This window comes from Lysinibacillus sp. BSL11 (assembly GCF_052928325.1).
Genome location: NZ_JAVGCX010000016.1, coordinates 105,424 through 127,976, shown reverse-complemented (window position 1 = coordinate 127,976; position 22,553 = coordinate 105,424). Strand labels below are relative to the sequence as shown.

At 37.8% G+C, this 22,553-nt stretch carries 23 protein-coding genes; 1 reads left to right on the top strand and 22 read right to left on the bottom strand.

From position 1 onward, the window contains the following. Positions 1 to 55: 55 nt before the first annotated feature. The 19 genes from RCJ95_RS18890 to mutY form a co-directional block, all read right to left on the bottom strand. Positions 56 to 1,090: a toxic anion resistance protein gene (locus RCJ95_RS18890; RefSeq protein WP_446722622.1), complete on the bottom strand. Its 1,035-nt coding sequence runs from the start codon at positions 1,088 to 1,090 to the stop codon at positions 56 to 58. Positions 1,091 to 1,112: 22 nt separating this feature from the next. Then, entirely contained in the window at positions 1,113 to 2,744 is a 1,632-nt protein-coding gene (locus tag RCJ95_RS18885) for a YceG family protein (RefSeq protein ID WP_369578301.1), read from the bottom strand. A 95-nt stretch (positions 2,745 to 2,839) separates the two neighbouring features. Continuing rightward, positions 2,840 to 3,652: an HAD family hydrolase gene (locus tag RCJ95_RS18880; RefSeq protein WP_221682845.1), complete on the bottom strand. Its 813-nt coding sequence runs from the start codon at positions 3,650 to 3,652 to the stop codon at positions 2,840 to 2,842. An 11-nt stretch (positions 3,653 to 3,663) separates the two neighbouring features. Further along, positions 3,664 to 4,764, bottom strand: a complete 1,101-nt coding sequence (locus tag RCJ95_RS18875) for a cysteine protease StiP family protein (protein ID WP_221682844.1) — start codon at positions 4,762 to 4,764, stop codon at positions 3,664 to 3,666. Beyond that, the gene (locus RCJ95_RS18870) at positions 4,761 to 6,119 is read right to left on the bottom strand and encodes a phosphoribosyltransferase family protein (RefSeq protein ID WP_221682843.1); all 1,359 of its coding nucleotides are present in this window, start codon (positions 6,117 to 6,119) and stop codon (positions 4,761 to 4,763) included. The genes RCJ95_RS18875 and RCJ95_RS18870 overlap by 4 nt, the downstream gene beginning before the upstream one ends. Continuing rightward, positions 6,100 to 7,293: an HpcH/HpaI aldolase/citrate lyase family protein gene (locus RCJ95_RS18865; RefSeq protein WP_221682842.1), complete on the bottom strand. Its 1,194-nt coding sequence runs from the start codon at positions 7,291 to 7,293 to the stop codon at positions 6,100 to 6,102. Before RCJ95_RS18865 ends, RCJ95_RS18870 begins: the two co-directional genes overlap by 20 nt. A gap of 83 nt (positions 7,294 to 7,376) precedes the next feature. Further along, positions 7,377 to 7,505, bottom strand: coding sequence for a hypothetical protein (locus RCJ95_RS18860; protein ID WP_255601706.1), 129 nt, complete (start codon positions 7,503 to 7,505; stop codon positions 7,377 to 7,379). Between the two features lie 109 nt (positions 7,506 to 7,614). Beyond that, entirely contained in the window at positions 7,615 to 8,190 is a 576-nt protein-coding gene (locus RCJ95_RS18855) for a TerD family protein (RefSeq protein ID WP_004230495.1), read from the bottom strand. 34 nt (positions 8,191 to 8,224) lie between these two features. Next, the gene (locus RCJ95_RS18850) at positions 8,225 to 8,806 is read right to left on the bottom strand and encodes a TerD family protein (RefSeq protein ID WP_221682841.1); all 582 of its coding nucleotides are present in this window, start codon (positions 8,804 to 8,806) and stop codon (positions 8,225 to 8,227) included. A 30-nt stretch (positions 8,807 to 8,836) separates the two neighbouring features. Next, positions 8,837 to 9,454, bottom strand: a complete 618-nt coding sequence (locus RCJ95_RS18845; RefSeq protein WP_048394762.1) for a TerD family protein — start codon at positions 9,452 to 9,454, stop codon at positions 8,837 to 8,839. Positions 9,455 to 9,731: 277 nt separating this feature from the next. Then, a complete protein-coding gene (gene nikC / locus RCJ95_RS18840; protein ID WP_221682840.1) occupies positions 9,732 to 10,628 on the bottom strand; it encodes a nickel transporter permease in 897 nt (298 codons plus the stop codon). Between the two features lie 12 nt (positions 10,629 to 10,640). Continuing rightward, a complete protein-coding gene (locus RCJ95_RS18835) occupies positions 10,641 to 11,645 on the bottom strand; it encodes an ABC transporter permease (RefSeq protein ID WP_004230491.1) in 1,005 nt (334 codons plus the stop codon). Between the two features lie 225 nt (positions 11,646 to 11,870). After that, a complete protein-coding gene (locus tag RCJ95_RS18830) occupies positions 11,871 to 13,487 on the bottom strand; it encodes an ABC transporter substrate-binding protein (protein WP_257520547.1) in 1,617 nt (538 codons plus the stop codon). A gap of 30 nt (positions 13,488 to 13,517) precedes the next feature. Next, entirely contained in the window at positions 13,518 to 14,498 is a 981-nt protein-coding gene (locus RCJ95_RS18825; RefSeq protein WP_221682838.1) for an ABC transporter ATP-binding protein, read from the bottom strand. Next, positions 14,473 to 15,486, bottom strand: a complete 1,014-nt coding sequence (locus tag RCJ95_RS18820; RefSeq protein WP_221682837.1) for an ABC transporter ATP-binding protein — start codon at positions 15,484 to 15,486, stop codon at positions 14,473 to 14,475. The genes RCJ95_RS18825 and RCJ95_RS18820 overlap by 26 nt, the downstream gene beginning before the upstream one ends. A 295-nt stretch (positions 15,487 to 15,781) precedes the next feature. After that, a complete protein-coding gene (locus RCJ95_RS18815; protein ID WP_306828119.1) occupies positions 15,782 to 17,527 on the bottom strand; it encodes an ABC transporter ATP-binding protein in 1,746 nt (581 codons plus the stop codon). 179 nt (positions 17,528 to 17,706) lie between these two features. Further along, positions 17,707 to 18,258: a nucleoside tri-diphosphate phosphatase gene (gene ntdP / locus RCJ95_RS18810; protein WP_004230486.1), complete on the bottom strand. Its 552-nt coding sequence runs from the start codon at positions 18,256 to 18,258 to the stop codon at positions 17,707 to 17,709. 318 nt (positions 18,259 to 18,576) lie between these two features. Continuing rightward, on the bottom strand, positions 18,577 to 18,756 hold the full coding sequence (locus RCJ95_RS18805) for a gamma-type small acid-soluble spore protein (RefSeq protein WP_004230485.1): 180 nt from the start codon (positions 18,754 to 18,756) through the stop codon (positions 18,577 to 18,579). Between the two features lie 78 nt (positions 18,757 to 18,834). After that, positions 18,835 to 19,884 carry an A/G-specific adenine glycosylase gene (gene mutY / locus RCJ95_RS18800; protein ID WP_257520548.1) on the bottom strand — a complete coding sequence of 350 codons (1,050 nt, stop codon included), beginning with the start codon at positions 19,882 to 19,884 and terminating at the stop codon, positions 18,835 to 18,837. A 197-nt stretch (positions 19,885 to 20,081) separates the two neighbouring features. On the opposite strand from mutY, the gene RCJ95_RS18795 reads away from it, so the two are divergent. Continuing rightward, entirely contained in the window at positions 20,082 to 21,068 is a 987-nt protein-coding gene (locus RCJ95_RS18795) for a metal-dependent hydrolase (protein ID WP_313150624.1), read from the top strand. A gap of 35 nt (positions 21,069 to 21,103) precedes the next feature. On the opposite strand, the gene RCJ95_RS18790 is transcribed toward RCJ95_RS18795, so the two are convergent. The 3 genes from RCJ95_RS18790 to recX are packed head-to-tail and all read right to left on the bottom strand — an operon-like array spanning position 21,104 to position 22,504. Continuing rightward, the gene (locus RCJ95_RS18790; protein ID WP_016995383.1) at positions 21,104 to 21,373 is read right to left on the bottom strand and encodes a YfhJ family protein; all 270 of its coding nucleotides are present in this window, start codon (positions 21,371 to 21,373) and stop codon (positions 21,104 to 21,106) included. 1 nt (position 21,374) lies between these two features. After that, entirely contained in the window at positions 21,375 to 21,704 is a 330-nt protein-coding gene (locus tag RCJ95_RS18785; protein ID WP_036076977.1) for a YfhH family protein, read from the bottom strand. Beyond that, positions 21,701 to 22,504 carry a recombination regulator RecX gene (recX, locus tag RCJ95_RS18780; protein ID WP_036219262.1) on the bottom strand — a complete coding sequence of 268 codons (804 nt, stop codon included), beginning with the start codon at positions 22,502 to 22,504 and terminating at the stop codon, positions 21,701 to 21,703. The genes RCJ95_RS18785 and recX overlap by 4 nt, the downstream gene beginning before the upstream one ends. Positions 22,505 to 22,553 lie beyond the last annotated feature (49 nt).

Below are 22,553 nucleotides of genomic sequence, written 5' to 3'. Positions count from 1 at the left end.
GTCGCTTTTTTTATACAAAAAACCTCCAAGTAGTCATCTACTTAGAGGAAAGGAGCTAAGAACGCAATGTTAGCAATTGTTGCTCTGCTTGTTGGCGTTTGACCATTTGTTCATCACGTAATTGCTGATAATTGGCAATGCCTGATATAATAGTATCCCACATTTCTTCAAGAGTCTGGGTAGTGCTGGATTGTTGAGCCATGGCAGTACTTAATTGCACCGCTTCCTTACTAGCTCCCCCAAAATGCTTCATACGATCTTCAAAGGCAGAGGCTGATTGACTTTGTAATTGTTGACGTCTTTCATTAACTGCATTCATCAAACCCATTTTAAAAACAGGAATGGTTTTAACAAAAGCCCCATTAATTTGTTCAATCAATTCACGGTTACCATTACGTAGCATATCGATTTGAGGGGCTGTGATAATAGCCAACATACGTGATTTTTCTAAATCATCTATTTTTTGCTGGAGCATCTCTGCAATAGCTTGCAAACGATTTAGCTCCATTTTCGCCAGCTGATTACCTGCTTCACTCTGTTTTTCATACATCGGAATCAATGTTGTTTGGACTTCATGAAGTTTCATGTCAGTTGCTACGATATACTTTTCTAGCTCAAGATAGTACATGAGGTCTTCTTGATATAAGCGTGCAAGTACTCGATTATCCTTCGCTAATTCCTCTTCCATCAGTACAAATTGATAATGGATTTTCTCAATATTTCTCCCCAGTCCATTGTATTTCGTAAATAAATCGCCATCATTTTTGGACTTACGTGCAAATAGCTTTTTAAAAAAGCCCTTTTGTTCTGTAAAATCTTGTTTGTCGAATGTCTGCATAAGGGCTTCAAGCTGCTTAAATAATTCATTTGATTCGAAAGATGTTGACTGAGTGATGATGGCTAAAATTTGATCTGCAAATGTAGCTAATTTTGTAGACGGCTCTTTTCCCAAAGCTAATAGCTCTATCTGATTTTTTATATTGATTTGATTGGCAATTTGCCGTACCTCTGCATGATCCCGTAACTGTTCTTTGAAGGCTTCTGCTGTTTCCAGTGTCAGCTGCTTCAGCGTCAACGAGTTATTTGACATTCATGCCGCCTCCTTTCTATCATCAAAAAAAACGATTAAAGAGTTTTTTTATGATTTTGTCGGGTGCAGTTTTCTGTGGCTTTGGTTGTTCATAGTACAAGTCAAACAGCATATGCTCTAAACGATGCACATCGTAACTATCTTCTTGTAAATGTTTTTCTAAATCTAGTTGACCTGTCGGATTATAAAACACAATATCCACACCAAATCGATTTAAAAACCCTAATAATGCCATATCCTCACGTGATAAAGCTGGTTGTTGAGGTGCTTGATATAATACCACCTTCGGTACCTCTTGTGAATAATCAAAGCTTTGTAGTAAACGAAGGATCTCCTGTGGAATCATCGTCATCTGTTTAAATAAAAATAACTGTAAATCATATAAGGTCTCATTTGGCTGCTGTTTCAACATAGGCTGCTCACAGGAAGTTTTTATCGTGTGTGCAATCGCACGCTGTAGCTCCAATGTTAACTCACCGTATTGCCACCAATCACTTTGCATAATACGCTCTACTGACAGTTCTCCATTTACTAGGCAATGCTTATAGTGAAAGTGAAAATTGGCTTTACTCGTTGGTGAATAGGGGAATTTCTGGACAAAAACCGTTTGCGGACTTGCTAATAACTGATGCATATAATACCAGTATTCTTCCCGTCTGCTCGAAACCCCACTAATTTTGGCAAATATGACTGGAATGACAATCTCATCCCCAACTACTTCAAACTGTGGTCGAACCAAAGCTTTCTCTTTTGCATAAATAAATATATCATCATATGTCATCCGTAATGTTAAGGAGCGTGGCATAAAATCTTTAAACTGCCAAGGCTTATAGACACCTGATTGCTGATCATGCATTAATTGCTCAAAATGCTGACTAGATCGATATCCAACCGTTGCCTGCCGGTCACGCAACTTATCAGGAAATGGCTGTAAAGTTGTTTGATTGGCATATGCATATGTGATAGAGAAAGTATCATTAGGATCAATCTCAGCAAATTCATCTATTTTAGCTGGATGAAAAATTAACACATCACAACCGAGCTCCATTAATAACAATAAGAAATAGCGCTGACTTAGAGTTGCTTCCCCATACCAAACTACTTTAGGAAAATCATCTGTTGGTTTCATGGATTTTGTCCATAGAATCCAATGGTTTTTTAACCATTTCACCATATCAATTAAAAACCGGCGAAAGTCATTTGCTAGCAAACCTAACGATTGCTGTTTTTGAAAGAGCTCTACTACTTTAATGGTTGCTAACTGTAAATGGCGATTCATTACACTGTCATCATGCTTAGGAATTAATTGATAACCATACATCATTGCCACTAAACGATTTATAGATAGTCCTTGCGGAGTTTGTTGATGCTGCGAAAGGATTGTTTGTATAGCCTGAAAGTCTTTTGGTTCAATATGTTTATTTAATTCTTCACTTAAAATATGGATGTTAGTGTTCTGTGACAATGTAAATAATGAATTGAAATAATCATCTTCTTCGATTGGTATGCCCAATACACGAACAGCAATTCTACTAAAGCTCACTTGCTGCTCTGTTGTTTCATAAAATGCACGATCCTTTGGTGAATCTTGAAACGCCTGTAGCCAATCATCAGGATGACGCTCCAACACTGATTTAATTGTGATTGTTTGCATACAAACGCACCTCCTAAAAATCATCCTCAGCCTATGCTAAAGCATTCATTTGTCATAGGATGTCTCACCTAATGACAACAAAAATATTTGAACATCTATACGATCGTTTGTTGTGATGCCATCTGTAAAACTGTTTCCAATAAATTCTTTGTAAATGCTTCACCATTGTGAGGCGAGTAAGTTGTATTTTGTAAAAACTTTGGCTGTTTATCCTTTAAATCTCCATGATTTGGTGTAAAAGCTAAATCAGCCATTGCAAGCATGCCATAATCCATAATAGAATCACCTGCTGCTATATGCACATCGTATGTACAGAACTCTTTTATATATTCTATAGCCGCTTCCTTTGTCAGCACCTTAGGCATAAAATACAATTTTTTCCCTTGTAGCAGAACATGCCAACCATGCATATCAAACTCTTGAATCATCGCTTGTAATTCATCGGATGGTAAAGCATCAATATCTACATGATGTACATAAAAAAGCTCATCTATATACAGAGATCGTTGTAGCCATGTATCAGATTTAATCGTCTGAAAAAGCTTTAGCATATCCATACGAGGGATCGAGGAATCTTCAATACGTCTAGATAATGTTTGTGTCCACTTTTCATATGGCTGACCCTTTTCTACTATTGTACCCCCATTGCTTGTAATTGCAAAAGCAGGGCATAAATCATAAATAAAATGGATTCTTTTATATTGATGTAAAGCTCTTGTCGTAACAGGTACAAATAAAGTTTGTTGGTGTACCTGTTGCAATAGAGGTGCTGTTGCCTGTGTCATCATACTCATTGCTGTTTCGACCTTGTGTTCAACGACAATTGTCTCTGTAGCTGGCGGAAACATCTCCATCATGCGTTTAGAATAAATAAGGGTTCTATCTAAATCAGATGTAAATAATATCATCATATTCTCCTCTATAATTCTTTGATCAAACCACAACATGCATAGGACATATTCGAATACTCTTCAACCATTACATTTTTTTCCTGTGCTAATAATAAAATATGTTTCAATTCATGCATGTACTGTGGATTAATTAAAATCTTCCAAGGTATCCTTCGCAGCAAAACTCTTGTCGTTTCGCCAACACCTGGTTTAATGAAATGAATATTATCAATACCAAAATCTCGTTGAATTGTTTGCACGGACTTCATACCCTCCCAAGTAATTGGAGAGATTTCTTGCTCTTGAATTTGTTGCACAATTTTATTCTGTACTTGTTCAAAACATGTGACGATACGTTCTATGTACAGCTTGGAGACATCTACGGCCTCTAATTCTTTGTAGTATTTTGCACCATGAAAATCGTTTGCATCCATAAACTGCAAATTTAATACCGTTCTACTCACTAATCCAGATACAGTCGAATTTAAACAAGCAGATGGTATTAAAAAATCCTCACGAGTTCCATAAATAGCGGCACAATGCCCTGGATCAGCCAAAACAGCTAAATCAGCACTTAACTGTTTTTGATATTGTAAATTAAATTTTTGGCAGGATTGAATTAATTCATTGGTAATTGCCCCTTTTCCTGTCCAACCATCAATAAATTGAATACTTCCTAGAGGATGCTGTGTCAAAATATAACGAATTGCCGTTTCATCAAACCCACGACCTCGCAGTATAGAAATGGAGTAATGTGGAACATTCACATGATAATGCATAGCTATATACCGTTTGATTAAAATACCGATGGGTGTACCTGCACGAGCTAAACTCACAAGAATTAAATTTTCTAACCCTCTATTTTCAATGATTTGCTCTGCCACTACTCCAACGGCGATTGCTATTCTTTCTTCATGAGCATCTAGCGCTTTATAAAAAAGATTCATATAGGTATCAGATGGTTGCTTCTCCACTGGCAGCATTTCAGAATAATGTATGCCCGATTGAATGAGCTGTTCACGTTTCTCATTATCCATTTCAAGGAATGCACTTCCAATATCACGCAATAAAAAAATAACGTCCTCCGATGCATAACTCCCCATTTTATCTGGCTGCAAAGTCGATATCATCGTTCTACCTCCAATTCATGCATACTAATTACGTATACTTTGGCGTTAGTGGCTTCTTGCAATGCCTTTACCACACGAGCAACTACCTCTTCACTTGCTATACGTTCCACTATGAAAAAAAGTTCCGTGTAAGACTGGCTTTGAAGATTATATAAAAAATTAGTCACCCCGTTATTTTCTGGACTTTCGAAGGCTATTTTTTCGTTAATCGTATATCCTAAATCATCCGTACAATAGATTGGACTACGAGTAGTCGACTGAAAGTAAACATCATTTCCCAAATAAGAGGCAATTTGCATAGGAACATACATGAATTCACCCGTGCCAATAACAAGCGCTGGCCCATTTGTTCTTAGTTCTTGTAATTGCATAGCAATAGCTTGAATCGTTTGCTTTTGGTCAACATGCTGTTTTGACGTGAGCATAAATCTCCCTGTTGCTAGTAAATAGGGGTGCTTATTTATTAATCCATTCTCCGCAACAGATCGATAGAATTTGCGATCAACAGATACTTGAATTGGACAAATGTCCATATCTCGTGCAACTTGTGTTAGTAAGTTTGGTTGTGTACTGGTTAAGCTTGGCGTGCCTGAACAGCTAAAATTCCCACACATAATGGAGATGAATTGTATAGAGATATCCCATTGTACTTCTAATTGTTGAAAGATTGTTTGCTGCTGTTGGGAACGCCAATCTAAAATAGATAGTACCGCATATTGTCTCACTAAAGGAAATTTCTGTCTTAATGTCTCAATAATATTAATGACCGTATTTCCAGTAGTAATTTCATCATCAATTAACACAATGCGCTTAGCTTGCAGTAAAAATTCTGGTTCCTCCGTATAAATTCTATGGCTTGTCGCATGTGAATGTTCTTCCTCAAACGTAACAAATGGCTCAAAATCTGGCAACACTTCACGTGTTGTGTGGATATACATAGCATTCGAGTGAAAGGCATTAAATACTGCGTGACCAAGTGCTGTTGCCGTCTCAGCAAAGCCAATAAACAATGTTTCATCCGTTAATTCTAGGGTTCCCTCTATGGATTTTTGTACTTCATCCAAATTAGCTCCGTCCTTTAAAGCTTTAACGACAGACGAAGCCATTGCCTTTTGCCCAGTAAGATGCTGATGATACAGCATAGCTAAAAGAGTTCCTGTCAGTAAAGGGATTTGCGGACGGACAGCCAAATGTTTGCCTAGTACCGTGCTTACAAACAAAAATTGTCTCTTCTTATTAATTCGAGCCGCCATTCTAAACAAGTCGGTTAGCGCAAAATTATGCGGATTGTTGGTAATTTCAATATCAATTGAATAATTCGGTAAAATGCTTAATTTACTCATTTGTTGTTGCATATACACTACCACCTATTTCAGACTGTAATAAAAGTGAGGCAAAATCGACAGATTCATGATAAACACCATAGACATGAGCCTGTTTTAAAATCCGTTGTGCCCATCTCATATGTGGCTTAATTTCATTCATTTTATTAGCATAGTGACTTTTCATAACACCTTTTTGTCCATCATTATTTTCTATAATACTTAGCGCATCTAAGTATTCCTCATACGAAATCGCATAGAGGGCATGCACAACACGGATATGGCTCGGATGAATAATTGTTTTTCCCACTATGCCATTTTGTTTATCCATTAAAACTTCTTTCATTAATCCATCTAAACAATCGTCTAATAACGCTTTCCTTGTATCAAGCGCACCTTTCTCACTAAATGGTGTCACTCTAAGTGCGGGCTTTAATACACGCTGATTATTAAAATACTCCCACACAGGCCCAGAAATAATAAAACCATCTTCCTCACGCCCTAAGATATTGACAATATCTGCAATACAATCTCGAATGACACTAATATCATAAATGGTAGAATCCATACGGCGGCGAATTCCGTAAATACCACAAAAATCGGTAGCTCCAATTCGTACATTTAATACACGGGCTTTGTATTGATGTAGAACTGCTTTAATGTCTAATAATGCTTCCATGCGAGTTTCCTTATATAGTACCTCACGACTTTCTAAAATCGGCATACCATATAAAATTAAATCATTTTCTAAAATGGTTTGTTCAAGCAACTCAAAATAACGGGCACCCTCTTCGGCTGTAAACTTTGGAAAGACATAGCCAGTTAATATTTCTTGCTTTTTCCCTAAAACAGTTGTTAGCTTTTGAAACTGCTCAACATGACGTACTCGAATAAAAAGTAATGGGAGCTCCTGAAGTAATAGCTGTTTTTGCTGATAGAGTGCATATAGTTCACTAATATCCTCTATCAACTTAGCTTCACAATCTACTAACTCTGCATCTCCAACTGCATCCTCCAAATCAATGACAAGTGATGTGAGTTCCTTATATTTTTGTGATCGGATTAAGCTCACAATCGTAGGCATGGAAGCTGGCATATACAAAGTCGCACCTAGGGCATATGACAAAATTTCCGACGTTTCCCATTTTGTAAACGGCTGTGGCTTCTTATAAAAAATCGTTTCTGCTTCTGTTGCAAAGTGTTGCATCTAATCCTCTCCCCAGTAACTATGCCTTTTGTGAAAAAAGCACTGTATCAGCCTGTTCCATACAGACTAATACAGTGCCTTGTTTACACTGCTGTTTTCTTTTTCAACTTGTAAACAACAAATATCAATAAGAATGCAGCTATTAAAATAATAACAAAAATTTCATGCGAAGGATGGTAGCCCCCAAATACTAACACACATTTTCGGTGCATTACGATAAGCCCCTGTTACATCTGCTAGTTTAAAAACTGTGCATATGTATTTACTATCTCATTTAATACATCTACATCAGATCCTCCACCATGCACCTATGTCCCATAGTTACTGTAGGCCATATGCATTGATTAAAGCAGCTAGTCCACCCTGGTAACCTGAACCTACTGCAGCAAATTTCCACTCACCATTATGTCGGTACAGCTCACAAAATACTACAGCCGTTTCAATGCTGAAATCTTCGCCTAGATCGTAACGCAATACCTCTGATCCCGACTCTTCGTTCGTCAATCGTACATAGGCATTTAAGACTTGCCCGAAGTTTTGATGACGTCCCTCGGCATCGTAAATAGTAACCGTCACTACAATTTTTTCAATTTGAGGTGATACTTGCTTTAAGTTGACAAGAATTTTTTCATCATCCCCATCCCCTGCACCTGTACGATTATCTCCTGTATGGACAACTGACTGGTCTGGGCTCGATAGATTATTATAGAAAATAAAGTCCTGTTCATTACGACATTTACCTGAAGCATCTAGTAAAAATACAGATGCATCCAGGTCAAAGTCTTGTCCACCATCAAATTGCTTTACATCCCAGCCTAAACCAATGCCAATGCTATTTAAGCCTGGATCTTGCTTTGTTAAATCAATACGTTGCCCTTTACTTAATTGTATAGCCATTCAAAAATCTCCCTTTCTGTCCAAAGATGAAATTTTAGTTTACACTTAAGCCATAATCATTACATAAAGCAGCTAAGCCACCTTGATAGCCTGCACCAATCGCATTAAATTTCCATTCTCCGTTATGACGATATAATTCCCCTACAACAATAGCTGTTTCGATACTGAAATCCTCGCCTAAATCATAGCGAATAATTTCTTCGTTGGAAGCAGCATTCATAATACGAATATAGGCATTAGACACCATACCGAAGTTTTGACTGCGAGACTCTGCATCATGAATTGTTACAGTGAAGGCTAATCGCTGAACATGAGCAGGTACTTGAGTTAATGCCACTTTCACCACTTCATCGTCACCTTCGCCTACACCTGTTAAATTATCGCCTGAATGCTCTACTGAACCATTGCCACCTTTAGTGTTGTTATAAAAAATAAAATCATTTTGATCTGAAACTTTACCTGTATCAGCAAGTAAAAATACAGAGGAGTCTAAGTCAAAATCATGACCACCATCATATTTATTTGTATCCCAACCTAAACCTACAACAACATTCGTTAACCCTGGATTTGTTTTAGTTAAATCTACCTTTTGACCTTTTTGTAATGAAATGCCCATAATTTTTATTCCTCCTATTTAGTCAATTATTTATTGATATCTTCGAACAACGTCGCCAAGCTTTATGTCATTTGTTCCCGTACCAACCGCAGCAAATTTCCATTCGTTATTATGTCGGTAAATTTCTCCACATACTAACGTCGTTAAATTTGAATAATTATCAGTTAAATTATAGCGAATTAGTTCGCTTCCTGTCCTATCATCATACACACGAATATATGCATTATGAATCATACCGAAGTGTTGATTGCGACCTGCCGCATCATAGATGTTTACAACAAACACAAGCTTGTTATATTGCGAAGGTACGGACGATAGTTCAATTGTAATTACCTCATCATCACCATCGCCGTCACCTGTTAAATTATCACCTGAATGTCGAACAGAACCGCAGCTACTTGTTAATTTCCCGAAATAAACAACATCGTCACCCGCTACAACCTTATCATCTTGTAACATTAATACCGAAGCATCACAGTCGATACTTCTGCCACTGCCACTATTTCTGCTAGAAAATAAACCACCTAAAAAGCCGCCACTTTTCTCTTGGCCTACAGGGTCCCACCCTAAACCAACTTTAATTTTATTTAATCCTGCGTTACCCTTTGTTAAATCCACTCTTTGTCCTTTTTGTAAATTAATCCCCAATTCTAACACCCTCCTAAAATATGTATTTCAGTCGAAAGATTTTATGGTAAGCAATAATCTACTAAGCTATAAGATTTCTACTTAAAATTAAGTCTAAAATAACGTGACAAAAAATTCAATTAATGGCTCCGAAAAGGTGTTTTCACTTATTTTAGAAAGCCCCTCACGCCTTTTTCTATAACATAGAACGTTTTTGTAGTAAAAATGTTCCTTTTATATCCATTGGTCCAAGCAGCTAAAAAACCTTCTAACTTGTAGAAGGCTATGTTTCTATTTACTAACTTTTCATTTTTGGATCTAATGCATCTCGTAGTCCATCCCCCATTAGATTAAAGCCTAATACGGTTAACATAATAGCTAAACCAGGGAAAATCATCGTCCACGGAGCATTTAATAAAAACTTCCGTGCATCCGCTAGCATTTTTCCCCATTCTGGTGCTGGAGCTTGAGCCCCTAGCCCAAGGAAGCCTAATGCTGCCGCTTCAATAATAGCTGTCGCAATTGCTAATGTCCCCTGTACAATTATTGGCGTTATGGAATTCGGCAAAATATGCGAAAATAGTATTCGTGCATCACGCATACCAATTGCTTTTGCCGCTACTATATACTCCTCTTCCTTGACACTTAAAACTTTAGAGCGGATTAAGCGCCCAAAATTCGGTACGTTAATAATAGCAATGGCGATTAATGCATTTTGTAAAGATGGACCCAGCACTGATACTACTGCAATCGCTAGTAGCATACTAGGGAAAGCTAGCATAATATCAAAAATACGAGAAATTATCGTATCGACCCATTTTCCATAATAACCTGCAATGATGCCAAGTAAACTACCAATTATCACGGACAAAATAACAGAGAAAAAGCCTACCCATAGTGAAATCCTTGCACCGTGAATGATCCTCGAAAAAATATCCCGCCCAAAATCATCCGTTCCAAACCAATGATCAGCGGATGGTGCCAGTAAACGTTTCGTTAAATCTTGTTCATTGATGCCTTGTGGTGCAATGAACGGACCAATGACAGCTAGTAAGATAAAAAATATAACAATTCCTGCTCCAACAAGGGATACTTTGCTCTTTTTAAAACTACGCCAGCCTTCGAGCCATGGACCTACTGCCTTTTCTCGAACTGGTGCTACTTCTTTTTTTATATCGATTGCTCCAGTCATCATTGCAACTCCCTTCTATTTGTATTTAATCCGTGGGTCGACTACTGTATACAGTAAATCCACGATTAAGTTAATCATGATGAAAATAAATGCAACGATGAGAATACCTGATTGAATAACAGGATAATCCCTGAAGCCAATCGCATCATAAATATAACGACCAATTCCTGGCCAACTAAAAATCGTTTCTGTTAAAATGGCCCCACCTAACAGTAATCCTGTTTGTAGACCAATTACCGTTAACACAGGAATAACCGCATTCTTTAATGCATGCTTATAAACAACGATAAACATTTTTTGTCCTTTTGCTCTTGCAGTCCTTACGTAATCTGAACGCATAACTTCCAGCATGGAGGACCTTGTGATTCTGGCAATGATAGCCATTGGAATCGTGGCAAGTGCTACTCCTGGTAATATTAATCGCTTTATGACTTCGATGAATTGATCAAAGCGTCCTTGAATGAGCGTATCTAGTAAATAAAAATGGGTTATGGCGGTAATTGGATTTCGTACATCTTCTCGACCAGATGTAGGTAACCAACCAAGCTTACTACTAAATGTCCACTGCTCCATCAATCCAAGCCAGAACACAGGTACAGATACACCGATTAACGCTATAATCATCGCTGTATAATCAAACCAAGAATTTTGGAACCATGCAGAAATAATGCCAGCATTCACACCAATAACGATCGCAATGATCATCGCAAATAGTGCAAGTTCGGCCGTTGCTGCTAAGTATGGGAAAATTTCTTCTGATACAGGTAGTTTCGTACGTAGGGAAACCCCTAAATCCCCCTGAAAAATACCTGCTAAGTAACTAAAATATTGTGTATACCACGGCTTATCTAATCCTAAACTTGCGTTTAACGCCTCGACCGCCTCTTTTGTTGCCTGTTGTCCTAAAATAACCTGTGCTGGATTTCCAGGGATTGCCCGTATCAACATAAAGACGATAAAAGTCATTCCAAGCAAAACTGGGATTAGTTGAAGTAAACGTCTCCCCATGTAGTGAAGCATTTTCATCACCTCTCTATGATTTTCATAATCTACTGTGAAGTCTTTATATACTGTTGAAAGGTTGAGCCTTCACTAAACGGTTTTGAATGTTTAGTTGAATTCTTTCATACAGGAAATAATCATGATCTTTACTTGAAAAGAATCTGCGAGATTTCCACGGCTTACCCGCAGAAAAGCAAGCAGATTCTTCACATTCCTTTGTTCAATTAAAAATGATGAAATTTACTATTGAATATCTACTGCATCTAAACGGTCAGAGCCAGTAGGATGCGCAATGTAATTTGTAACTTTCTTGTTAGCAGCTAAAATTGGAATAGAGTGAGCAAGTGGAACCCATGGAGCATCCTCAGAAATAATTACTTGAGCTTGCTTATAAAGTTCATTACGCTTGTCTTCATCGATCTCAGTTTGAGCAGCTGTTAATATCTTGTGTAATTCTGGATTATCATAGAACGTATAGTTATTAGAACCAATATTATCGGCGTCTAATAACGTGTATAGGAAGTTATCCGCATCCCCATTATCGCCTGTCCAGCCAAGTAGGAATGCATCCGCTTCACCATTTTGAGCTTTTTCTAAATACGTAGCCCATTCAAATGACACAATTTTAGATTTAATACCTACGTCTTCTAAGTTCTTTTGAATCGCTTCAGCCACTTTTTGTCCATCTGGCATGTATGGACGTGGTACTGGCATTGCCCATAGCTCAATTTCCTTGCCATCATAGCCTGCTTCAGCAAGTAATGCTTTCGCTTTTTCAGGATCATACGTATAGCCTGTCACTTCATCGTTATAACCAGAAATTACTGGTGGCATTGGGTTTTTCGCTGGTTCAGCTAGCCCTTCATAAAACGCATCCACTAATGCTTGTTTATCAATTGCATAGTTGACTGCTTGACGTACTTTTACATTATCAAAAGGTGGACGTGTAACAGTTAAACCAAGGTAGCCAACGTTCATAGATGGACGTTCGATTAACTGTAAATTTGCATCGCCTTCAATTGTTCCTTTATCAGAAGGACTTAAGCCATCAGCTACATCAATATTGCCTGCTAATAAATCATTTAAACGTGCTGAGTTTTCTGGAATAGAACGATAAATTACTTTATCTAATTTAGGATACCCATCAATATAGTAATCTGGGTTTTTCTCAATTGTGATTGAGTCATTACGTACCCAGCTAACAAACTTGAATGGACCTGTTCCTACAGGATTTGCAGATAAACCTTCTTCATCTGCTTCAAATGCTGTTGGAGAAGCAATTGCAAAAGGAGACATTGCTAAATTTTTTAAAAATGGTGCTTGAGGTTGACTTAACTTAAAGACAACTGTGTAGTCTCCCTCTGCAGTTACTGATTCAATTACTTGCTTGTCACCAACGACAAATTGTGAACTAAAGTAAGGGTGTTTATCTGCACCTGTTTTCCAACGTTCAATATTCTTAACAACAGCCTCAGCATTGAAATCTGTGCCATCATGGAATTTCACACCTTCTTGTAGCTGGAAAGTATACGTTAAACCATCCTCTGATGCCTCCCATGATTTGGCTAAGCCTGGTTGAATTGTTACATCTCGTTCTCCAAAGTTTACAAGTGTTTCATAAATATTAGCTGTCACTGTGAAGGATTCACCGTCTGTAACAACAGCAGGGTCAAGTGCTACAGAATCTCCACCCCGACCATACACTAAAATTTTTGGTTCTCCACTGCTAGCTGTATCGCCACCAGTTGAAGTATCTTTACTACCCGTATCCTTGGTATCTGAGCCGCCACATGCTGCTAAGATTGTCGAGAGAATAAGGAGTAGCATTACACCTAAAGTCCAAAACTTCTTTTTCTTCATCGAATTTCCCCCTATGAGTTTTTATATCATTTAATGTTGGAGTGCCTCGTAAAGATGGCAAGCAACATAATGACCTGGTTTCACTTCTTGCATTTTAGGTATTACCTGTGAGCACTGATCCTTTTTAAACGGACATCTCGTATGGAACGTACAACCGCTTGGCGGGTTTGATGCACTTGGAATATCTCCTGAAATGATGATCTGCTCCCGTTCAAACGTAGGATCTGGAACAGGGACCGAAGATAAAAGTGCCTGTGTATATGGATGAAGCGGTTCAGCATATAAGTCCTCACTCGCTGTCAGCTCAACTAATTTACCTAAATACATAACGCCAACTCGATTACTAATATGACGCACAACCCCTAAATCATGGGAAATAAAAATATAAGTTAGCCTCAAATCCTTTTGCAGCTTTTGCAATAAATTCAAAACCTGTGCCTGGATGGATACATCAAGTGCAGATACTGGCTCGTCCGCAATAATTAAGCGTGGATTAGTCATCAAGGCTCTAGCAATGCCGATACGTTGCCTTTGCCCTCCACTAAATTGATGCGGATAGCGCTTGATATGATATTCATTCAATCCAACAATCTCAAGTAGCTCCAACACTTTCTGTTTTCGCTCTTTGGCATTACCTATCCCATGAACAATAAGAGGCTCCTCTAAAATTTTGCCGATGTTATGGCGAGGATTTAGTGAGGCATAGGGATCCTGAAAAATCATTTGAATATCTCTACGTGCCTTCCTCATTTCGTTATTGGATAATTCTGAAATCATTTTACCTGCGAATTCTATCTTACCTCCAGTTGGCTCCAGTAAACGCATTAATAAGCGACCCGTTGTGGATTTGCCACAGCCTGATTCGCCAACAATTCCTAATGTTTCTCCTTCAAACACTTCAAAGGAAACATCATCTACGGCCTTTACATCCCCGGCATGTGAATGAAGGACTCCTTTTCGAATCGGAAAATACTTTTTTAACCCCTCAACCTTTAATAACGCTTTCGACACGTTGCTCCACCTCCTGCTTCTCTAGTAAAAAACATCTCGATTTATGATTCTCTGCTGCTTCAAATAAAGGTGGTGTTTCCTGTAAACAACGTTCCATTGCATATTCACAGCGTGCCGCAAAACGACAGCCTACCTGAATACTTCCTGGTTTCGGTACACTTCCAGGAATGGAGTATAAATTTTCCTTTTTATAACGCATGTCAGGTACTGATTGAATGAGCCCTTGTGTATAGGGATGTTTAGGATTAGTAAAAATTTCATGAATCGGCGCCTCTTCCACTATTTGTCCTGCATACATAACAATCACTCGCTCACAAGTTTCCGCGACAACCCCCAGATCATGTGTAATTAACAACACAGCTGTATTCAATCGTTTATTTAAGTCTTTCATAAGCTGTAAAATTTGGGCTTGTATCGTAACATCCAATGCAGTTGTAGGCTCATCCGCAATCAATACTTGAGGATCACAGACAAGTGCCATAGCAATCATCACACGTTGACGCATACCGCCAGACAGCTGATGTGGGTAGTCCTTTAGCAATTCCTCAGCACGTGGTAGACCTACCAATTTCATGATTTCGACCGCTCTTGCAAACGCTTCCTTTTTTGTCCATTTTGGATTATGGATTAATATAGCCTCCTTTAACTGATCACCAATCGTGAACAGAGGGTTTAGCGAAGTCATGGGCTCTTGGAAAATCATTGCAATGTCTTTTCCACGTATTTTTTGCATTTGTTTATCCGTACATTTAGCAATATTTTTGCCATCTAGCAAAATTGCTCCACCCGTTATTTTACCTGGTGGTGATGGAATTAATCCCATGATGGACAGCGACGTAACACTTTTACCACTTCCCGATTCTCCTACAATCCCTAAAATTTCTCCTTCATGGACAGAAAAATCGATATCGTCTACAGCAGGAATTTGCCCATTATCTGTGAAAAAGGTTGTTTTCAAACCTTTTATTTCTAGTAGTTTTTTCCTCATGTGTAACGCCCCACTCTACCTATATTTTACTTAAATGTATAATAATATTAACAGAATACTATAACTTTCGTTAAATTCCTTATTTTCAGATAATTCTAACTAAAAATCCTTACTCTTTCAATCATTAATATTCTGCAAATTACATAGAATTTCTACAATAATCGCCTTCGATAATAATAAAATCTTATAAAGAGATAATTTTTAATATTTTTCAAAAAAAAATAGCCTTCCATTTTCGAATAAATGAAAGACTTTTTTGAAAAAAGTTCTTAAACCGTGTAATTTACGGAAAATTTTAATCTAAATGCTGCACTTGGAATAAATTATAATATGTCCCTTGACTGTCCATTAACTGTTCATGTGTTCCACTTTCGATTAATTGACCATGATCGATGACGAAAATCTTGTCAGCATGGGTAATTGTAGAAAGACGGTGCGCAATAATAATAGTTGTTCGTTCATGAGCAAGCTTGTCTAACGATTCTTGAATCAGTGCTTCACTTTCCAAATCTAATGCAGAAGTAGCCTCATCGAGGATTAGAATTGGTGGATTTTTTAAAAACACACGCGCAATGGCAACTCGTTGTTTTTGTCCGCCAGAGAGCTTTACTCCTCTTTCTCCAACCTTTGTGTCATAGCCATTAGGCAGACTCATAATAAAGTCATGGGCATTTGCCGCTTTCGCTGCTTCGATAACCTGTGCATCTGTTGCATCTGGTTTCCCCATTAAAATATTCTCTTTGACAGAGTCACTAAAAAGTATATTATCTTGCAGGACAATACCAATTTGAGATCGTAAGGAATGTAAAGTGACATCCCGTACATCTTTTCCATCAATGGTCACTTGCCCGCTTGTTGTATCATAAAAGCGAGGAATTAAACTGATAATCGTTGACTTACCACCACCACTCATCCCTACAAAGGCAACAGTCTCTCCAGGATTTATCGTTAAATCGATAGCATCTATAATAGGTGAGCCAGTTTCTTCATATTGGAAGGATACATTTTGAAAGCGAACCTGCCCATTTGCACGTGGGAGTTCAAGAGCATAGTCCTTATCCTTCACTTCATAAGGCTCATCTATTAAATCGAACATTCGATCCATTGAAGCAATTGACTGTGTTAAAGTTGTGGAAGAGCTAACAAGTCGACGAAGTGGGCCATACAGACGTTCAATATAAGCAATAAAAGCAACCATTGTTCCAACTGAAAGTGACCCATTTATTACTTGATAGCCCGCGTAGGCTATAACTAGTAATGGCGCTACATCTGTAATGGTATTGACGACAGCAAATGATTTTGCATTCCACTTTGTTTGATCAAGCGCTTTTTCTAAAAACTCACCGTTTGCTGAATCGAACAATTTTTGTTCATGCTTTTCTAAAGTAAAGCTTTTAATAATGCTCATACCAGCTACACGTTCATGTAAATAGCTTTGTACACCTGCAAGAGCTTGAGAACGTTTCCGTGTTAAATCTCTCAATTTGCCAAAAAAGTACTTCACACTGAAAGCATAAAATGGAAATGCGATTAACGCTACTAGTGTTAGCTTCACATCCATGGTTAGCATAATGGCAATCGCAATTACAATCGTCGCCAGATCTAACCAAACATTCATTAACCCCGTCATGACAAAGGTTTTTGTTTGTTCAACATCATTAATTACCCTTGAAATAACATCCCCTGCTCGTGTATTGGCATAGTACCTTAAGCTTAAACGCTGTAAATGTGCATAAATTTCCTTACGAATATCAAATAGCACCTTGTTGCTTACGTGTTGTGCAAAATATTGTCGATAATACTCAATAGGTGGACGGATAATAAAGAACACAATAATAGTGCCACCTAGCCAATAAAATAGTTCTTTTGTTTTTTCTACATCTGTTAAGTCATCTGCTGCAATAATATCGTCTAGCACAATCTTAATGAGCAGTGGAATAAATAGTGGAATAGCAAATTTTACTATACCAATGATAATCGTTAAAATAATTTCCCATGTATATGGTTTAACAAAGCGCATATATCGCTTAATGCTTCCCAATTTATCATCACATCCTTACAAAAAGAAACAGACATTCGAAGATGAATGCCCTAAGTATTATAGCAATATTTTGACTAAAATACAGTTATGATGACTTTATAGCGAACTATTTTACCTTTGCCTTACCAACACTCTGCTCCCCTCCAATAAAAAACACCTATTAGTTAAACTAATAGGTGTCATGATTGATCATCTGACTGCATATCAAGCTGGAACTTGTAACGATTTGTCCAGACATCGATGAAATCGGGTGCAAATGGTCCTCTTTTTTGTTGAATCCAGCTTATTAATTTATCGACATTGCGCTTTAAAATCTTATCTATGACATCAGGATAAGACATTTCCTTCCGATGGAGCTCATATTCATCCTCGTCTAAAAGTGTATAAGACATGTCAGGAAAAACTTTAATATCTAAATCATAGTCGATATATTTAATGGCATTATTATCGAAAACAAATGGTGAGCTTAGATTGCAATAATAATACACACCGTCTTCACGTAGCATACAGATGATGTTAAACCAGTGTTCCGCATGGAAGTAGCAAATAGAGGGCTCTCTCGTTAGCCATGTACGACCATCGGATTCTGTTACAAGTGTCCGTTCATTCGCACCGATTACGATATTTTTCGTTCCTTTTAAAACCATCGTTTCTTGCCAAACACGGTGGATACGGCCATTGTGCTTATAACTATGTATTTGTATCGTTTCTCCTTCTACCGGTAATGCCATTTTGTTAGCCCACCTTTTCGTCTATGCTACCTAAATCTAGCAGTCTCTAGTATATTATAGCAATGTGTACGCGAAAGGTGTAGTTAGAAAACCACAAATTTCACTACGCTATTTTGAATTTGTATAAAATTTAGTCAATTATAAGCGAATTTTAATATAATGTCAGCTTTGATGGGATTTTTTAGTTAATGCTATAGAGGATTTCCTTTTATGCTGACCATTTACTTACCTAAACAATTTGAAAGGGGCTGTCTTTTTCATCTTTTCGGATTTAAGACAGCCCCTTAGAGGTAAATGCAATTATGCAGTTACAAAGTGTTACTCACCTAAATCTTGGTTAGTTTTTGAGAAACGGCCAGAAGCTGGAGCTTTCTTTTGCTCTGCTTTCGCATTTTGCTTTTGCACTTCATTTACGTCCGTTTCATAACCAAACTCTTCACTTTGACGTTGCATGTTTTTATTCGGTTGGAAATTTTGGTTGTTTTGTTTTTTCATCATTCATTCACCTCCACGCTAGTTATTGTGTACGGAGGTGGTGACTTTTATGCTCATGAATCAGTGATTTTTAAGAAGGATTTATTTTCCTGCCGTTTGCTTTTTTACTTCATCCCAAATTTTTAGCATAGGCACAGGCATCGGTAAAAGTTCTATTTGCTCATAGTTTAGCCAATCACCTAGCTCAGTCGATTCGCATTTTATATAATAGCTATTTAAATGCCAAGTTAAATGTGAAAAAACATGTTTAAATGTAAGCAGTTCATATTTGGCCTGGACATTTACTGTATATTCCTTTGTAAAATTTTCTGCTGAAGATTGGCTTGTATCAATCATCGGAAATTGCCATAGATTAGCGAGCAAGCCTTCCTCAGGACGTTGTTGCATTAAAAATTGTCCTTTGTCATTTTCATATACGAGCACATCATATGTGAGATGCTTCATTTTTGTCTTTTTTGATTTGACAGGTAATTTTTCTGGTTCTCCCTCATTAAAAGCTGTGCAATACTCTCTTACTGGGCATAATAAACATTTTGGAGAGGTAGGTGTACAAATAAGTGCACCCAGCTCCATTAAGCCCTGGTTAAACGATGAAGCATGATCAGGATCAATTAGTTCCTCAACCGCACTTTCAAAAATTTTCTTCGTTTTGGGAAGAGCTATATCTTCATGTATATCAAGCACTCTACTTAGAACACGCATAACATTACCGTCAACTGCATGTTCAGGCTTATTATAGGCAATACTTAAAATAGCACCTGCAGTATAGGGACCAACACCTTTTAATTTAGAGATTTCATGGCGATTGTCAGGTACTATACCTCCGTAATTTTCTAACACCTCACGAGCACCTGCTTGTAAATTGCGAGCACGAGAATAATAGCCAAGACCTTCCCAATGCTTTAATAAGTATTCTTGGGGTGCTTCCGCAAGCAAATCTAATGTTGGAAAGCTTTCCATAAAGCGATTGTAATAAGGAATAACTGTGTCGACACGTGTCTGTTGTAGCATCACTTCAGATACCCAAATTTTATAAGGGTCTGTTGTGTGTCTCCACGGTAAATCACGCTTCTCTGTGTTAAACCAGTCAACTAATGATTGTCGAAATTCTGTTACATATGGGTAATTCACAGTGACCTCCGTTGTTTTTACGATTTAATTTATGATGAAAAGGGTATACAATGAAGAAAAGAATATTCGCGGAAGATCGACAACAATCGTCGCTTTCGCACGAATGTTAGAATATTTCAATATACCTTTTATTATGTTTGAAATAAAGTTGTATGCACATTGTACTCGATTTTAATGCATACTAGGAGTGGATATTTTTGGATTCAGGTACACATTTCGTTATGGGTATTGCCCTTGGCGGTCTTGCATTAGCTGACCCTGCAGTTGCCAATCATTCAATGACTTTTACAGCAGTAATGGCAGGTACAATTATTGGCTCACAAGCTCCAGATGTCGACACTGTGTTAAAACTACGTAATAACGCCATCTATATCCGACATCACCGAGGAATTACACACTCACTACCAGCTGTAGCTATTTGGCCTATTTTAATTACATTTGTTTTATCACTGATTTTGCAAGATGTGAATGTGTTACATTTATGGCTTTGGACATTTTTAGCTGTCGCACTTCATGTTTTTGTCGATATTTTTAACGCGTATGGAACACAAGCAATTCGACCTTTCTCTCGAAAATGGGTTGCGTTAGGTGTCATTAATACCTTCGATCCCATTATTTTTTCCTTACATTGTGTCGGTATTGTGTTATGGGCATTTGGCACAAATCCAGTATGGACATTCAGTATCATGTACGTGGTTATCGTGATTTACTATATTTTACGATTCGCTGTGCAAAAAGCGGTAAAAAACGCGGTGCATCATACTATTCAAGATGAAGAATATGTCATTGTAGCACCTACTATGCGCTTCTTCCACTGGCGAATCGCAGCCAAATCCAAAACTCATTATTATGTTGGCCGTGCTTATGGAAGGACTGTTAATATTTATGATAAATTTGAAATTAAGCCTTTGCCTAAAACTGCGCTTGTAGATGCTGCAATGAAAGATCCTAACTTAGCTGCATTTGTGTCTTTCTCTCCTATGTATCGATGGGAGATTTCCGAGCTTGAAAACGGCCTAATAGAAGTAAGGTTAATCGATTTGCGTTACCGTAGTGACAATCGTTATCCTTTCGTTGCTGTAGCACATTTAAATAATGCTAATGACATTATGACGTCTTACACAGGCTGGATCTTTACAGAAGATAAGCTTCAGAAAAAATTACAAATTGGTGCAAGTAATTAAGCAGTAAACCCTGACCAATATTGGTCAGGGTTTTATTATTGTACCATATCATCACTAGCATCTAGTAAATGTATATACTTCGGATTGCGCCCTGCAAAGGCATGTAGTTTATCACCATAGCTAGCAATTAATTGACGAACAAGATTTTCTGTATACTCTGCCCCACGATAATCATATCCTGCTTTCGCGGCAGTTGATTCAAAGTCACTCCATAACAACTCCACCCAAACCTGTGCCCGTCCAACAGACATCTGAGGATTCTTTGCAAGTAACTCTGCTGTTAATTTCTCAATTTTTTCATCCATTTTATTTGCCCACCTTTACTGGGGAAAGGATAGATACTGGTAGTGCCTCTTGGTATTTGTCTCCGCCTAAACGATGACCCCAAGCAAAGCGTCCCTTCAAATAATCTACTTGGAAAAATTCATTATCTGAACCATCAATACGATACATTTCTCCTGGAACGATCGTATCAAGATCCACTAAATAAGCCGCAGCCATTAAAGCTTTGCGTTCATAAACAGCAAACTCATTGATGATTCCTAGCTGTTCTGCCTTTCGAGCTTTCTCTTTTAGAAAGGCAATTTCCTCTCGCAATTCATGTTCAGACATAGCTGCATAATTTTTTTCACTCATTCTTCATTCTCCTTCTCTTCTATAAAACGATCTATTACTTCTATAGGAAAACCCTTTTGATAGAGCGCCTGTTTAACCTTCATTTTTAGCTCATAACCAGTATACTTCGATACGTACTTTTTCCAAACTTTTTCGCCTTGAGCATCAAGTAGCTGCTGCCAGTTGTCATCATCCTGCCCTATCTCAACTTGGCTAAGCACCTCTTCTACAATCGAGAAAGCATACCCTTTTCTTAATAAGTAATCCTGAATTTTGGTCTTAATTTGTGTTGGGGTCTTCTTGCTCTCCGCTCGAACAATTTTCTCTGCCAGTTGCTTCGCCAGTTTTACTTGTTCCTCAAAACTATATGTAGCAAGCACCTCATCCTGCAAGTTTTTCTCAATGCCTTTTTTGATCATGTCTTGTCTAATGGCTCTTGGTCCTTTTTTCATAGTAGCTTTCTTTGTATCAAGCAGAGCCTTTGAATAGTTTTCATCATTAATAAAGCCATAGGATTTTAACTTTTGGATTGCCTCTAACACTACAGCTTCTCCAAATTCTAAGTTGAGCAGTTTTTTCTTAACCTCATGCTCACTTCGCATTTGATATGAAAGGAAGTTTAATCCCTTATTAAATGCCTTACGTATCTCATCTTCATAGGCAATCTCTTGAATTTCGAATTCATCGAGCACCTTTCCCTTTGTTAAACCAAATTGAATGAGAATGGCTTCATCAACCGGAAAAGCATATTCTTCATTTAAATAGATATTATAGCGTTCAGGATTGTTTTTTTGACGTGCAATTTTTGTAATCATACGCATAGTAAACACCTCACTATTATCATTATAGCATTTCTTTATGGGGGAACTG